This window comes from Salipiger sp. H15, assembly GCF_040409955.1.
Taxonomy (GTDB): Bacteria; Pseudomonadota; Alphaproteobacteria; order Rhodobacterales; family Rhodobacteraceae; genus Salipiger.
Genome location: NZ_CP123385.1, coordinates 992,396 through 1,006,839, shown reverse-complemented (window position 1 = coordinate 1,006,839; position 14,444 = coordinate 992,396). Strand labels below are relative to the sequence as shown.

Below are 14,444 nucleotides of genomic sequence, written 5' to 3'. Positions count from 1 at the left end.
CAAGGACGACCGCCGATGACTTCCGACCTCCTCCCTTGGCCGCGGCGATTGCGCCTCGCGGCGCTCTGCCTCGCGTCGAGCCTGTCCGCCCTGCCCCTCCTCGCGCAGGACGCCGGCCCCGCCGCGGATGCCGCGATGCCGATCCCGGTCGGAGCCGACTGGCCCTATTACGGCGGCGACAGCCTCGCGCAGCGCTTCTCGCCGCTGAGCCAGATCACCCCCGGCAACGTGGCGCGGCTCGAGCGGGCCTTCGTCTACCACACCGGCGACCTGCCGCCGGGCGGCACCGGGGGCAAGTACGCGCCCGAAACCACGCCGCTGAAGATCGGCAACAGCCTCGTGATGTGCTCGGCGATGAACCAGCTCATCTCGATCGACGCGGCGAGCGGCGCCGAGAACTGGCGCTTCGATCCCGGGGTCGCGCCCGAGGCTGTGCCCTTTGGCGCCACCTGCCGCGGCGTGGCGGCCTATACCGACCCGGACCGCGCCGAGGGCGAGGCCTGCCGGGTGCGGGTGATCGGGGCGACGCTCGACGCGCGTCTCATCGCGCTCGACCTCGCGACCGGCAAGCCCTGTGAGGGCTTCGGCACTGGCGGGCAGGTCGATCTCTGGGAGGGCATCGGCGAGAAGGTTCCGGGCTTCTACGCCGTCACCGCGCCGCCGACCGTAGTGAGGGGCATCATCGTCACCGGCGCGCAGGTAAAGGATGGCCAGGCCGAGGACGCACCCTCGGGCGTGGTCCGCGGCTATGACGCGGTGACCGGCGCGCTGGCCTGGGCCTGGGATCTCGCCGCCCCGGACGAGATGCGCTCCGGCCCGCCGGAGGGGCGGACCTACACCCGCGGCACGCCCAACATGTGGACCGCCGCCACCGCCGACGAGGCCCGCGGCATCGTCTACCTGCCGCTCGGCAACTCGGCGGTGGACTATTACGGCTCGAACCGCTCCGAGGTCGAGAACGCCTATGCCACCTCGCTGGTCGCGCTCGACGCGGAGACCGGACGCGAGCTCTGGCATTTCCAGACCCTGCGCCACGATGTCTGGGACTACGACCTCGGCTCGCAGGCGACGCTGCTCGACTACGCGGGCCGGCCAGCGATCCTGCTGCCCTCTAAACAGGGCGACCTCTACATCCTCGACCGCGAGACCGGCGCGCCGCTGACCCCGGTGGGCGAGATCACCGGCCTGCCGAAAGGCGACATCGAGCCCGATTACATCTCGGACAGCCAGCCGGTGTCGCTCTGGGCCAGCCTGCGCAAGCCACCGCTGACCGAGAAGCGCATGTGGGGCTTTACCCCGATCGACCAGCTCTATTGCCGGATCCGCTTTCGGCAGGCGGTCTACGAGGGCTACCTGACGCCGCCCTCGACGAAGAACTACATCCAGTACCCGGGCTATAACGGCGGCAGCGACTGGGGCTCGGTGGCGGTGGACGCGGGCCGGGGCCTGCTGATCGCCAGCTACAACGATTTCGCCAATCTCAACCGTCTGGTGAGACGCGCCGAGGCCGATGCCGAGGGGATGCGGCCGCTCGGCGGGCCGGAGGGCAACACCACCAGCCGGGGCCAGCCGCAGGTCGGCGCGCCCTACGGCGTGAAGACCAGCGCCGGCTGGCGGTCGGGCCTCACCGAGCTGCCCTGCACCCAGCCGCCCTACGGCGGGATCACTGCGATCGACCTCAAGACGGGCCAGCCGGTCTGGGACGTCCCGCTCGGCACGGCCCGGCGCAGCGGCCCCTTCGGCCTCCCCTCGCTGCTGCCGCTGACCATCGGCACGCCGAACAACGGCGGTGCCGTCCTGACCGCCTCGGGGCTGATCTTCATCGGGGCGGCGACCGACAACCTCTTCCGCGCCATCGACATCGAGACCGGCGAGACGCTCTGGACCGATGTTCTGCCCGCCGGGGGGCAGGCGAACCCGATCAGCTACGAGGTGGACGGCACGCAATACGTGCTGATCGCCGCCGGGGGGCACCATTTCATGGAGACCGGCGTCAGCGACGCGATCATCGCCTACCGGCTGAAGGACTGAAGCGCCCGGCGCGTGAGGCATAAAAAAAGGGAGGCGGGCCGCAGCCCGCCTCCCTGTCATTGTCCGTTCCGCGCCGGATCAGTGGCGGAAGTGGCGCATCCCGGTGAAGACCATCGCAAGGCCTGCCTCGTCGGCCGCCGCGATCACCTCGTTGTCGCGCATCGAGCCGCCCGGCTGGATCACCGTGGTCGCGCCCGCTGCCGCCGCTTCCATCAGCCCGTCAGGGAAGGGGAAGAAGGCGTCGGAGGCGACCGCCGAGCCCTGCGTCAGCGGCGTGTCGAGGCCGAGGGCCTCGGCCATGCGCTCGGCCTTCTTGGCGGCGATCAGCGCCGAGTCGACGCGGCTCATCTGGCCTGCGCCGACGCCGACGGTGGCGCCGTCCTTGACGTAGACGATGGCGTTGGACTTGACGTGCTTGGCGACCTTCCAGGCGAAGAGCAGGTCCAGCAGTTCCGCCTCGGACGGCTGCTTCTTCGTCACGACCTTCAGATCGTCGAGCGTGATCGTGCCGTTGTCCTTGTCCTGCACCAGCATCCCGCCCGAGACCTGGCGGTAGGCGAGGCCCGGCTCGGTGGTGTCGGCAAGCCCGTCGGTGGTCAGCAGGCGCAGGTTCTTCTTCTTGGCGAAGATCTCCTTGGCCGCGTCATCGGCGCCGGGCGCGATCACCACCTCGGTGAAGATCTCGGTGATCGCCTCGGCGGTTTCGGCGTCGAGCGGCATGTTCAGCGCGACGATGCCGCCAAAGGCCGAGGTGCGGTCGCAGTCGAAGGCCTTCTGGTAGGCCTCGAGCAGGGTCGCGCCCTTGGCCACGCCGCAGGGGTTGGCGTGCTTGATGATCGCGCAGGCCGGGCCGTCGGCGGGCAGGAACTCCGAGACCAGCTCAAAGGCGGCGTCGGTGTCGTTGATGTTGTTGTAGCTGAGTTCCTTGCCCTGGTGCTGCACAGCGGTCGCCACGCCCGGACGGTCCGAGCCATCGCGGTAGAAGGCGGCCTTCTGGTGCGGGTTCTCGCCGTAGCGCAGGGTCTGGGCGATCTCGCCCGAGAAGACGCGGCGGCGCGGGGCGTCGTCGTTCAGCGCGCCGGCCATCCAGGTCGAGACCGCGGCGTCATAGGCGCCGGTACGGGCATAGGCGACCTGCGCCAGCTTCTGGCGGAAGGCGTAGGTGGTGGCGCCGTTGTTGGCGTCGAGCTCGGCCAGCAGCGCCACGTAGTCGGCCACATCGGTCACCACGTTGACGAAGGCGTGGTTCTTCGCCGCGGCGCGGATCATCGCCGGGCCGCCGATGTCGATGTTCTCGATGCAGGTGTCGTAGTCCGCGCCCTTGGCGACGGTTTCCTCGAACGGGTAGAGGTTGACCACCAAGAGGTCGATCCCGGTGATGCCGTGGGCCTTCATCGCCTCGACATGCTCGGGGTTGTCACGCAGCGCCAGCAGGCCGCCGTGCACACGCGGGTGCAGCGTCTTGACGCGGCCGTCCATCATCTCGGGGAACTCGGTCACGTCCGAGACGTCGCGCACCGGGATGCCCGCCTCGCGGATCGCCTTGGCGGAGCCGCCGGTCGAGAGCAGCTCGACACCCCTTGCGCTCAGCGCCCTGGCCAGGTCGATGAGACCGGTCTTGTCGGAAACGGAGATGAGGGCGCGGGCCACGGGGGAGAGATCAGGCATGAGGAGAGTCCCAGATGGTTCAGAGCGTCACATCCGACTCGTCCTGCCCAAGGTCTCGGATCGCGATGGCGGTGTCCTGCGCCTTGGCCAGCGACCAGCGGATGCGGGTCGCATACTCCATCACGCGCCCGGATAAAACGACCTGTTGCGCCCCGCGGGGCCGAAGCCGTCCATTTTCCAGGTAAACCGAGTCTTCCAGTGCGATTTCAACGCCCGGCTCGCCCCGGAACACCCAGATCTCGCCCGAGCGCAGCCCCAGCGAGACCGCCGTTCCGGCCATGTCGAGCTCGGCACCGACATCCGGGTGCAGGTGAAAGCGAATCTCGTAGGGGAAGCCCTGCAGCCCGCCCCTGTCGAGCTGCCGGTCGAAGGCCTTGCGGTCCTTGGCGTCGAGCGCGAAGAGCATGTCCTCGCCCTCCAGCGCCCGCCCGTCGAGGCTGAGCTCGAGCTTGCGCGCATGGGTCAGCCCGTGGCTGCGCTTGTAGCCGTCATGCGCCGCCTCGAGCCGCCAGCCCGCCGCCTCCTGCGCCAGTTCCACCGGCACGTCGCGCGGCCCCTCGGCGATCAGCTCGCGCTCGATCCCGCCGATGCGCCGCCGCGCGGCGAGCCGGGCGCTCGAGGTGCCGTCGAGGCAAAGCGTCGAATGCGAGGGCGTGGCGCGCCCCGCACGCCGCCATTCCTCGCCGAAGACCGCGCCCGAGCCGCAGGCCACGATCAACGGCCGCCGCCCGGAGGTCAGCTCGAAGGCCAGCGTCGAGGCATGGCCATCGGCCGAGGCGCGCCCCGACGGCGGCGGCGCAGCATCGACGATCACCGTGCTGCGCCCGCCCGCCAGCCGCGCGTAGCCCATCGCCAGCCCCTCGACCGGGCGTCGGCGCACGCCCGAGGCCGACAGCGCCTGGTCGAGCCGCCCCTCGGCCCCGCGCCCGCCGCCATGGAACCGCGCCAGCCCGCCGTCGGCATGGCGCAGCGCGCGCAGCGTCGGCGCGATGCGGGTGATGGCGTTCAGATGTGCCCCGCCGGGTTCGAGATCGGCCTCCTCGAGCGCCGCCCGCGCCCAGCTGAGCAGGGTGAAAACCTCGAGCAGCTCCTCGGGGTTGCGCGTCGGCAACCCACCCGCCACGTCGATCTGCCGGTTGCACTCGAGCTCCAGCGCCTGCCGCGCCGGGTCGAGATGCGCGCGCATCCCCTCGAGCGAGAGCGCGGCATAGATCAGCCCGGTCAGCGCCTCGAAGCGCGGCAGCCCCGGCAGGGCCGCACCGCGCCGCTTGGCCAGGAAGCGCGTCTGCGCCGCCAGCGCCCGGTAGAAGCGCGCCGAGTCCTCGGCGCTCATGCCGCGCAGCAGGAAGAGCGCGTGGTGGATCCAGCGGATCAGCCGCCGCCCGGCCAGTTCCGGCACCCAGCCCGGCCCGGTGCCGCGCCCGTAGCGCGCGATCCAGCCCATCAGCCAGTCCTGCGCCAGCTTGCGCGCCCCGGCATCGCCCACCGCGGCAAGGTCGTCGAGCCAGCGGAAGGCATGGATTTCCTCCTGCCAGGCGCTGTCCGTCACCTCGATGTCCCAGATCATCGCGCCCTTGCCCTCGGCAAGGTAGCCGGCAAACATCAGGTTGCCGGCGCAGAGCTGGCGGCCGCGGGCGAACTGCCCCGTGGTGCGCGGCTCGGGCTGCGAGACGAAGGCGGTGGCGCTGCCCGCACGCCCGGCGAGCCGCGAATGCACGCGGTTGAGAAACTGCGTGGCGGTGACCGACCAGCTCGCCATATCTACCATGCCCTGCCCTTCTGCCCGCCTTGAGGCTTTTGCCCGGCAGGTTAGACCCCAGAGGGGCGCAAGTCACCGGGCAAGGGCCGAAATCGCGCAAACGCGATGCCTTGGCGCCGCGCTTGCGGCCTGCGCGCAACGGCCCGCGGCTAAAAGCGGTGCACGAGCCGGGAAAGAGCGCGGAACGCCCGTCAGTCCGCGGGCTTTTCCAGCACCGCGACGTAGAACCCGTCCATGCCGCCGCGCTCGGGCCAGTAGTCGGGGCGCAGCCGCAGCCCGCCCTCCTCCGAACGCCATTTCGGCTCGATCCACGCCGCCTCGGGCGGCAGGACCTTGAGCCCCGGGTGGCGCGCCAGCGCCTCGTCGACCTGGCACTCCCCCTCGTCGGGCAGCAGCGAGCAGGTGCAGAAGACCAGCCGCCCGCCCGGCTTCAGCAGGGTCAGCGCATGGTCGAGCATCGCCGCCTGCAGCCCGATCAGCTCCGAGATGCCCTCGCCCGCCTTGGCGTGCGGCAGGTCGGGGTGGCGTCGGATGGTGCCGGTGGCCGAGCAGGGCGCGTCGAGCAGGATCGCGTCATAGCTGCCCTCCGCCTCCAGCGCGTCGCCGATCCGCGTCTCGGCCTTCAGCCCGGTGCGCAGCAGGTTCTCGGTGATCCGCGCCATGCGGCCTTCCGACAGGTCGAGCGCGATGACCTCGGCCCCCGCCGCCGCGAGCTGCATGGTCTTGCCGCCCGGCGCCGCGCACATGTCGAGCACCGACAGCCCGGAAACGTCGCCCAGCAGTTTCGCCGGGATCGCCGCGGCGGCGTCCTGCACCCACCAGGCGCCCTCGTCGAAACCCGGCAGCGCCGAGACCTGCCCGGGCTCGGCGAGCCGCAGCGAGCCGGTCGGCAGCAGCTCTGCCCCCAGCTTCCCGGCCCAGCCCTCGGCATCGGAGGCGACGGTGATGTCGAGCGGCGCGCCCGCGGCATGGGCGGCCTCCATGGCCGAGACCGCCTTGCCGCCCCAGGCCGCGGCGAGCGGCTCGCGCAGCCAACGCGGCAGGCGCGGCGCGCGCAGCTTGGCCCATTCCGCGGGCCCGTCCTCGGACAGGCGGCGCAGGATGGCGTTCGCGAGGCCCGACATGGTCTTGGTCTTGCGGTCCGCCGAGATCAGGCTGACGCAGTCATTGACCACCCCATGCGCCGCGCCACCGGTGCAGAGCTCGAAGGCGCCGAGCCGCAGCACGTTGCGCACGAAGAGCGGCGGCGCCTTGCGCAGGCGCGACTTCAGCACCTGGTCGCAGCGCGCGAGGTTGCGCAGCACGCCGGTCGCCAGCCGCTGCGCCGCCGCGCGGTCCGCCGCGCCGAGCTTGACGAAGGGCCCGCCCTGCATCGCCTCGCTCAGCAGCCGCCCCTGCCCGAGCACCTGCCCGAGCAGCGCCACCGCCGCCGCCCGCGCCGGGCTCGCCGCTTCGGGTTTGTCCGAGCTCTTCTCCGCGCCTTTGCCTGCCATGGGACCACTCCGCTACCCTGCGGGTCTTGCCCGCGCATGATCCCCGGGCCTATATCAAGCGGACCCACGCAAGGAAAGCACGCCCGAGGAGGGCATGGCCATGAGCGACGACACGCGCCCCGAACTTCCCGCCGATCTCCCGCCCGCCGCACAGCGCGCGCTGGCCGAGGCCGCCGAGCGCCGCAAGGCCGCCGAGGAGGCACTCGCGAAGGATCCGCGCGCCAAGGAATACGGCGGCCGCGACGGGCTCGACCCCGCCCGCTACGGCGACTGGGAAAAGAAGGGCATCGCGATCGATTTCTGACCGGGGCCGACCTCAGACCGGCGGCGCCCCGCGCGGGGTGCTGCCCAGACTGCCCCGCGAGACTTGAGCCCGGAATAGCCGGGCCCGGAAAAACGAAGGGGGAGCGCGGTGAGCCTCCCCCTTCTTCTCTTTCAAAATACGCCCGCCGGAGGCGGTCCTTCGCGTGCCGCCGGGCCGCGCCTCAGTCGCCAAGCCCCAGCACGTCCAGCATGTCATACTCGCCGGGCGCCTTGTCCTGGCCCCAGAGCGCCGCCTTCAGCGCGCCGCGGGCGAAGAGCGCGCGGTCCGAGGCGATGTGCTTGAGCACGATGCGCTCGCCCGCCGTGGCGAAGATCACCTCGTGCTCTCCCACCACGTCGCCACCGCGCAGCGCGGCAAAGCCGATCGTGCCGCGCTCGCGCGCGCCGGTGATGCCGTCGCGGCCGCGGTCCGAGGCTTCCGCGAGCGATACGCCCCGGCCCTCTGCCGCCGCCTCGCCCAGCATCAGCGCGGTGCCCGATGGGGCGTCGACCTTGCGGTTGTGGTGCATCTCGACGATCTCGATGTCCCAGTCCTCGTCGAGCGCCGCGGCGACCTGCTTGGTGAGCTTCGTCAGCAGGTTGACCCCGAGGCTCATGTTGCCGGCGCGCACGATCACCGCGTGGCGCGCGGCGGCGCGGATCTTCGCAAGATCCCCCTCCTCGAGCCCGGTGGTGCCGATCACGTGCACCGCGCGGGCCTGCGCCGCCAGCTCGGCGAAATGCACCGTCGCGGCAGGGGCGGTGAAGTCGAGCACCGCCTGCGCCTTGGCGAAGGTCTCGAGCGGGTCGTCGCTGACGGTGATGCCGAGCTCTGTGCCGCCCATGCACGTGCCGAGGTCGCGGCCCACCCAGGGATTGCCCGTGCGCTCGACCGCGCCGACGAGTTTCAGCCTGTCGCTGGCCAGCACTTCGCGCACCAGCATCTGGCCCATCCGCCCCGACACGCCCGTGACGACAACACCCGGCAATTCCGACATCCTGCTCTCCGATCCTGAGTTTCCCGCAGGGCATACTCCGGCAGCGGCCCGATGGCAAAGGAGATGTCGGCGGAGATCTCGGCGCGGCCCCGCCGCCACGGCCCCCGTCCCGGGGCGCTATGCGTTCGCGTTCTTGGCAAAACCCCGCAACGCGCCTATGTCTGCGCCATGGCAAAGAACAGATTCCAAGAGGGCTCCGGCCCCAGCCAGAGACAGCTTCGTGTCGGCGAACTCATTCGCCGCACGCTGGCGGACGTGCTCAATCGCGGCGACGTGCACGACCCCGAGCTGAACCGGCTTTCGATCACCGTCGGCGAGGTCCGGGTCTCTCCCGATCTCAAGGTCGCAACCGCCTATGTCGTGCCGCTCGGCGGCAAGCAGGAAGGCAACATGTTCGAGCTGCTCGAGCGCAACAAGGCCGAGCTGCGCCGCGCGGTCTCGAAGGAGCTGACGCTGAAATACGCGCCGGACCTGCGCTTCCGCCTCGACGAGACCTTCGACCGGCTCGACGAGACCCGGCGCATCTTCTCGCAGGAGTCCGTCCGGCGCGATCTCGAGGGGCATGACGACGACGGCGGGGACAGCGACGAGTGAGCCTCCGCTCCGCCCTGACCGCGCTGGCGCTTGCGGCGGCGGCGCTGCTGCCGTCCCTGGTTCCCACCCGCGCGGACGCGGTGAGCTGCGAGGTCTCGAGCTTCGAGGGCCGGCGCTACACGCTCTGCACCGTCGCGGCGGACGAGGACCTGCGCACCTTCCTGCGCGCCCCGGATGGCACGGTCTGGGGGCATTTCTCGACCCTCGACGCGGCGCTGCGCGAGAAGGGCGAGACGCTCGCTTTCGCGATGAACGCCGGCATGTACCATATCGACCGCGCCCCGGTCGGCCATTACGTCGAGAACGGGCAGGAGGAGATGCGCGTCATCTCCAGCCCCGGGCCCGGCAATTTCGGCATGTTGCCGAACGGCGTCCTTTGCATCGGCAAGGGCGAGGCGCAGGTCTACGAGACGCGCGACTTCCTCACCCGCAAGCCCGCCTGCCGCTATGCCACGCAATCGGGGCCGATGCTGGTGATCGACGGCGAGCTGCACCCGCGTTTCCTGCGCGACAGCACCTCGCGCTACATCCGCAACGGCGTCGGCACCTCGGCGGACGGCAAGACGCTGGTCTTCGCGATCTCGGAGGAGCCGGTGAGCTTCTACGAGTTCGGCTCGCTCTACCGCGACGGGCTGAAGATGCCGAACGCGCTGTTCTTCGACGGCAACGTCTCGCGGCTCTTCGCGCCGCAGGTCGGGCGCAGCGACATCGGCCGCCCGCTCGGGCCGATCATCGGCGTGGTCGTCCCCGCGAAGTGAGCCTAGGCGGCCGCGTTGGCGCTATCGTGACGCCCGCGCCCGCCCCGGCGCTTGCCTTGCCGCGCCGCGCGGCCTACCCAATCCTTCAAGACCCAGACCGGAGGCGACATGGACCGCATTGAGCGCAAGGACCTGCAAACCCTGACGGCGCAACTGCTGGAGGCCGCGCGCAAGGCGGGCGCCGACGCGGCGGATGCCATGGCGATCGAGGGCACCTCGCTCAGCATCGACGTCCGCGGCGGCGCGCTGGAACAGGCCGAACGGTCGGAGGGCACGGACATCGGCCTTCGCGTGCTGATCGGCCAGCGCAGCGCGGTGGTCTCGACCTCGGACGTGAAGCCCGAGACGCTGACCGCCATGGCCGAGCGCGCGGTGGCCATGGCCCGCGAGGCGCCCGAGGATCCCTATGCCGGGCTCGCCGATCCCTCGCAGCTGGCGCGGGACTGGGACATCGCGGCGCTCGAACTGGCCGACCCCTCGGCCGACCCCGCGCCCGACGCGCTGCAGCGCGACGCGCTCGAGGCCGAGGCCGCGGCGCTGGCCGTCGAAGGCATTACGCAGGTGCAGTCGGCTTCCGCCTCCTACGACGCGCAGCAGGTCTTCCTCGCGGCGAGCAACGGCTTTGCAGGCGGCTACGCCCGCACCGCCCGCTCGACCTCCTGCGTTGCCATCGCCGGCACCGGGCTCGGGATGGAGCGCGACCACGACGGCGACAGCCGCACCTTCCAGTCCGACCTGCGCAGCCCGGTCGAGATCGGCCAGCGCGCCGCGGCCCGCACGCTCGAGCGGCTGAACCCGCGCAAGCCCAAGACCGGCGCCTACCCGGTGCTTTTCGACGAGCGCATCGCCTCCTCGCTGATCGGCCACCTCGTCGCCGCGGCCAACGGCGCCGCGGTCGCGCGCGGCGGCTCGTGGCTGCGCGACTCGCTCGGGGCGCAGGTTCTGTCGGACGGGATCTCTCTGATCGAGGATCCGCACCGCCCGCGCATCTCGGGCTCGCGCCCCTTCGACGCCGAGGGCCTGCCGACGCGGCGCCGCGCGCTGGTCGAGGACGGGGTGCTGACGGGCTGGACGCTCGACCTTGCCAACGCGCGCAAGCTCGGCATGGCGCCGACCGGCAACGCCGCGCGCGGCACCTCCTCGGGCCCCTCGCCGACCGCCTGGAACCTCGAGCTGACGCAGGGTGACAAGACGCCGGAGCAGCTGATCGCCGAGATGGGCCGCGGGCTCGTCGTCACCTCGATGATCGGCGCGACGATCAACCCCAACACCGGCGACTACTCGCGCGGGGCGGCGGGCTGGTGGGTCGAGAACGGCGAGATCGCCTACCCGGTCTCGGGCGTGACAATCGCCGGCAACCTGCGGCAGATGCTGCGCAGGGTGGTGCCGTCCAACGACGCGCGCCCCTGGCTGTCGCGGGTCGTGCCCTCGCTGCTGGTCGAGGGGCTGACGCTTGCCGGCGAGTGATCCCGCGGAAGACCTCGCGCTGCTCGAGCACGCGGCCCGCGAGGCGGGCAAGGTGGCGCTGTCCTTTGCCGAAGACGCGCTCGACGTGCGCTACAAGGCCGCGGATGGCAGCCCCGTCACCGCGGCCGACCTCGCGGTCAATGCCCGGCTCGAGGAGATCCTGCGCGGCGCGCGGCCCGATTACGGCTGGCTCTCGGAGGAAAGCGCCGACGACGCGGCGCGGCGCGCGGCCGAGCGGGTGTTCATCATCGACCCGATCGACGGCACGCGCTCGTTCATCGCGGGCGACGACAGCTGGGCGCATTCGCTGGCCGTGGCCGAGCACGGTGCCGTCACCTCTGCCGCCATCTACCTGCCGAAGCGGGGCCTGCTCTACAGCGCCGCGCAGGGCGGGGGCGCGGTGCTGAACGGCGTGCCGATCCGCGCCGCCGGTCCCGCCACGCTCGACGAGGCCGAGGTGCTGGCGCCCCGCCCGGTGATCGACAGCCCCTACTGGCGCGTGCCGCTGCCGCCGATCCGCCGCGCGCACCGGCCCTCGCTGGCCTACCGGCTCGGGCTCGTGGCCGAGGGGCGCTTCGACGCCATGCTCACCTTCCGCCCGACCTGGGAGTGGGACATCGCCGCCGGCACGCTGCTTCTGCAGGAGGCCGGGGCGACGGTCACCGACCGGCTCGGCCGACCGCTGCGCTTCAACGCGCGCCACCCCCAGCATCCCGGCGTGGTGGCGGCCAATCCCGCGCTCCATGCCGACATCATGGGTCGCCTGACGCTGGCCCCCTGACTTGTGAAGCCGCCGCGTAACGCTGACCCGCGGTAGAATCTTGACGCTGCGGGTGCAGAAAGTAGGTTGCGCGCGTCAGTACGGGAAAGGATCCCCCCATGCCCCAACGTCTCCACCTCGTCTTCGGCGGCGAGCTCGTCACCCCCGAGAAATCCGTCTTCAAGGACGTGAACGACATCCACATCGTCGGCATGTTCCCCGACTACGCCTCTGCCTACGACGCCTGGAAGGCCGAGGCGCAGCGCACCGTGGACAACGCCCACATGCGCTACTTCATCGCCCACATCCACCGTCTGCGCGACGAGGAACTCGAGGTCTCCGCGACCGAAGAGCTCGGCTGACACGCGTGGCGCGCAGGCCGTTCTCCCTGTCGGCCTACCTGGCCTATGCGCGCGGCCGCGGGGCGACCGCGATCGCGACGCCCCCGGCGCGGCCCGCCGGTCAGCTGCTCTGGCTGCACGCGGGCGAGCCTGGCTCGGCCCGCGCGCTCGCGGCGTTGGCGACGCGGCTGAGGATCCAGCGCCCGGAACTGGCGGTGCTGATCACCGGCCAGTCCGATCACGCCCCCGAGGGCGCGCTGCGCGCCGACCTGCCCGGCGAAAGCCCGGCCGAGGTTGCGGCCTTCCTCGAGCACTGGCGCCCGCAGATCGGCTTCTGGACCGGGCAGGAGCTGCGCCCGGCGCTGCTGCAGAAGCTGCAGGAGGCGGGCACGCGGCTGGTGCTGCTCGACGCGCGCGACCTGCCCTGGTCGAGCCCCGCGCCCAGCTGGGTGCCCGATCCCACCGCCGCCGGGCTGCAGTTCTTTGACCGCATCTGCCCGGTGGACGAACCCGCACGGCGGCGCCTGCGCCGCGCCGGGGTTGAAGAGCGCGTCATGCCGACGGTCGGCCCGCTGACCGACAGCGCGCCGCCGCTCGACTGCAACGCGAAACTCTACGAGGAGATGGCAGGCATCCTCACCGGCCGGCCGGTCTGGCTTGCCGCGCGGCTGCGCGGCGCGCAGGAGGCCGAGGAGGTGCTGCACGCCCACAAGCGCGCCGTGCGCCTCGCGCACCGGCTCCTGCTGATCCTCGTGCCCGCGACCCATGACCTCGCGCCCGAGGTGGCCGAGGTGGCGCGGAACTCGGGGCTGCGCCTCTGCGCCTGGGAGGCCGGCGAGATGCCCGACGAGAACACCCAGGTGCTGGTCACCGAGGACGCCTCGGAGCTTGGGCTCTGGTACCGGCTCGCGCCGGTGGCCTTCCTTGGCGGCTCGCTGGTCAACGGCCATGGCGGCGAGGATCCGATGGAGGCGGCGGCCCATGGCATCGCCCTGCTCTACGGGCCCAACGTCGGCCGCCACCTGCCCGCCTACTCGCGCCTCGCCGAGGCCGGGGCGGCGCGGATCGTGCGCGATTTCGACTCGCTGTCCGGCGCGCTCAGCCAGCTCGTCGCCCCCGACCGTGCCGCCGCCATGGCCCATGCCGGCTGGGAGGTGATCACCCAGGGCGCCGAGCTCACCGACGAGATGATCGCGCTGGCCTGCGGCTGGCTCGACGAATCCGAGCTCGCCTGATGCGCGCCCCCGGTTTCTGGCAGACACCCCCCGACAGCCCGGCCTGGCAGGCCCGGCTCCTCGCGCCGCTCGGCGCGCTCACCGCCCGCGCCACCGCGCGCCGCCTCTCCGGCGGGCCGGGCGCGAGCGTCGGCGTGCCGGTGATCTGCGTCGGCAACATCAACGCCGGTGGGACCGGCAAGACCCCCACCGTCATCGCGCTGCTGGAACGGCTGCGCGAGGCGGGCGCGCATGTGGTCTCGCGCGGGCACGGCGGCAGCCTGACCGGCCCGGTGCAGGTCGACCCGCGCCGCCACACGGCGGCCGAGGTGGGGGACGAGCCGCTGCTGCTCGCCGCCTTCGGCCCGGTCTGGGTGGCCCGCGACCGTGCCGCCGGGGCCCGCGCCGCCGTCGCGGACGGAGCAAAGGTCATCCTCCTCGACGACGGCTTCCAGAACCCGGCGCTGGCCAAGGATCTGTCGATCATCGTGGTCGATGCGCGCTACGGCTTCGGCAACGGCCGCTGCCTGCCCGCCGGTCCCCTGCGAGAGCCCGTATCCACGGGGCTGAATCGCGCCAACCTGCTGCTCTCGATCGGCGGCGAGGACGCGCAGCGCAGCTTCGACGTCGAATGGGGCGCGCAGATCGCCCTGCCCCGCCTGCGCGGCGCGCTCGAGCCGCTGCGGACCGGCATGGACTGGCAGGATCTCCGCGCCCTCGCCTTCGCCGGGATCGGCCACCCCGAGAAGTTCTTCGCCACGCTGAGGAGCCTCGGCGCCACGCTCGTCCGCGCCGAGGCGCTCGACGACCACCAGCCCTTCACCCCCGCGCTGCTGACCCGGCTCGAGCGCGAGGCGCAGATGCTCGGCGCGCAGCTCGTCACCACCGAGAAGGACGCCGTGCGCCTGCCCGAGGCCTTCCGCTCCAAGGTGCTGAGCCTGCCGGTCCGCCTGCGCTTCGCCGATCCCGCGCCGCTCGAGAGCGCGCTGGCGAAACTGGGGCTCTGAGCCCTTTCATCTTTCCCCAAATACTCCCGCCGGAGGCGTCCGGCCGCAAAC

The 14,444-nt window shown here is 71.9% G+C and carries 13 protein-coding genes; 9 read left to right on the top strand and 4 right to left on the bottom strand.

Annotated features, from left to right (window positions below; genetic code table 11):
* Positions 1-15: 15 nt before the first annotated feature.
* Entirely contained in the window at positions 16-2,031 is a 2,016-nt protein-coding gene (locus tag PVT71_RS19030; protein ID WP_353474018.1) for a pyrroloquinoline quinone-dependent dehydrogenase, read from the top strand.
* Between the two features lie 78 nt (positions 2,032-2,109).
* On the opposite strand, the gene purH is transcribed toward PVT71_RS19030, so the two are convergent.
* From purH to PVT71_RS19015, 3 genes are all read right to left on the bottom strand, one after another.
* Positions 2,110-3,699 (bottom strand): bifunctional phosphoribosylaminoimidazolecarboxamide formyltransferase/IMP cyclohydrolase, encoded by a 1,590-nt coding sequence (gene purH, locus PVT71_RS19025; protein ID WP_353474017.1) that lies wholly within the window; start codon positions 3,697-3,699, stop codon positions 2,110-2,112.
* A 19-nt stretch (positions 3,700-3,718) separates the two neighbouring features.
* Positions 3,719-5,467 (bottom strand): heparinase II/III family protein, encoded by a 1,749-nt coding sequence (locus tag PVT71_RS19020; protein ID WP_353474015.1) that lies wholly within the window; start codon positions 5,465-5,467, stop codon positions 3,719-3,721.
* A gap of 182 nt (positions 5,468-5,649) precedes the next feature.
* Positions 5,650-6,951, bottom strand: coding sequence for a transcription antitermination factor NusB (locus tag PVT71_RS19015; RefSeq protein ID WP_353474014.1), 1,302 nt, complete (start codon positions 6,949-6,951; stop codon positions 5,650-5,652).
* A 100-nt stretch (positions 6,952-7,051) separates the two neighbouring features.
* Here PVT71_RS19015 and PVT71_RS19010 point away from each other — a divergent pair, with 100 nt between their 5' ends.
* Positions 7,052-7,255 (top strand): DUF1674 domain-containing protein, encoded by a 204-nt coding sequence (locus PVT71_RS19010; RefSeq protein ID WP_353474013.1) that lies wholly within the window; start codon positions 7,052-7,054, stop codon positions 7,253-7,255.
* A 181-nt stretch (positions 7,256-7,436) separates the two neighbouring features.
* Here the strand turns inward: PVT71_RS19010 and dapB are convergent, their stop codons facing one another.
* Entirely contained in the window at positions 7,437-8,252 is an 816-nt protein-coding gene (gene dapB / locus PVT71_RS19005; protein ID WP_353474012.1) for a 4-hydroxy-tetrahydrodipicolinate reductase, read from the bottom strand.
* A gap of 168 nt (positions 8,253-8,420) precedes the next feature.
* On the opposite strand from dapB, the gene rbfA reads away from it, so the two are divergent.
* The 7 genes from rbfA to lpxK all read left to right on the top strand — a co-directional run bounded on the left by rbfA (position 8,421) and on the right by lpxK (position 14,393).
* Positions 8,421-8,846 (top strand): 30S ribosome-binding factor RbfA, encoded by a 426-nt coding sequence (rbfA, locus tag PVT71_RS19000; protein WP_353474011.1) that lies wholly within the window; start codon positions 8,421-8,423, stop codon positions 8,844-8,846.
* Positions 8,847-8,890: 44 nt separating this feature from the next.
* On the top strand, positions 8,891-9,604 hold the full coding sequence (locus PVT71_RS18995) for a phosphodiester glycosidase family protein (protein ID WP_353475565.1): 714 nt from the start codon (positions 8,891-8,893) through the stop codon (positions 9,602-9,604).
* A gap of 108 nt (positions 9,605-9,712) precedes the next feature.
* Entirely contained in the window at positions 9,713-11,071 is a 1,359-nt protein-coding gene (locus tag PVT71_RS18990; RefSeq protein WP_353474010.1) for a TldD/PmbA family protein, read from the top strand.
* Positions 11,058-11,852: a 3'(2'),5'-bisphosphate nucleotidase CysQ gene (locus PVT71_RS18985; RefSeq protein WP_353474009.1), complete on the top strand. Its 795-nt coding sequence runs from the start codon at positions 11,058-11,060 to the stop codon at positions 11,850-11,852. The genes PVT71_RS18990 and PVT71_RS18985 overlap by 14 nt, the downstream gene beginning before the upstream one ends.
* A 98-nt stretch (positions 11,853-11,950) precedes the next feature.
* A complete protein-coding gene (locus PVT71_RS18980; protein WP_353474008.1) occupies positions 11,951-12,193 on the top strand; it encodes a DUF4170 domain-containing protein in 243 nt (80 codons plus the stop codon).
* Positions 12,194-12,198: 5 nt separating this feature from the next.
* Positions 12,199-13,407, top strand: coding sequence for a glycosyltransferase N-terminal domain-containing protein (locus PVT71_RS18975; RefSeq protein ID WP_353474007.1), 1,209 nt, complete (start codon positions 12,199-12,201; stop codon positions 13,405-13,407).
* Entirely contained in the window at positions 13,407-14,393 is a 987-nt protein-coding gene (lpxK, locus tag PVT71_RS18970; protein ID WP_353474006.1) for a tetraacyldisaccharide 4'-kinase, read from the top strand. The genes PVT71_RS18975 and lpxK overlap by 1 nt, the downstream gene beginning before the upstream one ends.
* Positions 14,394-14,444: the final 51 nt, after the last annotated feature.

Bases quoted from the DNA above. Each gene is read 5' to 3' on its own strand.
- PVT71_RS19030 (WP_353474018.1), top strand. From the start codon at position 16: ATGACTTCCGACCTCCTCCCTTGGCCGCGGCGATTGCGCCTCGCGGCG.
- purH (WP_353474017.1), bottom strand. From the start codon at position 3,699: ATGCCTGATCTCTCCCCCGTGGCCCGCGCCCTCATCTCCGTTTCCGAC.
- PVT71_RS19020 (WP_353474015.1), bottom strand. From the start codon at position 5,467: ATGGTAGATATGGCGAGCTGGTCGGTCACCGCCACGCAGTTTCTCAAC.
- PVT71_RS19015 (WP_353474014.1), bottom strand. From the start codon at position 6,951: ATGGCAGGCAAAGGCGCGGAGAAGAGCTCGGACAAACCCGAAGCGGCG.
- PVT71_RS19010 (WP_353474013.1), top strand. From the start codon at position 7,052: ATGAGCGACGACACGCGCCCCGAACTTCCCGCCGATCTCCCGCCCGCC.
- dapB (WP_353474012.1), bottom strand. From the start codon at position 8,252: ATGTCGGAATTGCCGGGTGTTGTCGTCACGGGCGTGTCGGGGCGGATG.
- rbfA (WP_353474011.1), top strand. From the start codon at position 8,421: ATGGCAAAGAACAGATTCCAAGAGGGCTCCGGCCCCAGCCAGAGACAG.
- PVT71_RS18990 (WP_353474010.1), top strand. From the start codon at position 9,713: ATGGACCGCATTGAGCGCAAGGACCTGCAAACCCTGACGGCGCAACTG.
- PVT71_RS18980 (WP_353474008.1), top strand. From the start codon at position 11,951: ATGCCCCAACGTCTCCACCTCGTCTTCGGCGGCGAGCTCGTCACCCCC.
- lpxK (WP_353474006.1), top strand. From the start codon at position 13,407: ATGCGCGCCCCCGGTTTCTGGCAGACACCCCCCGACAGCCCGGCCTGG.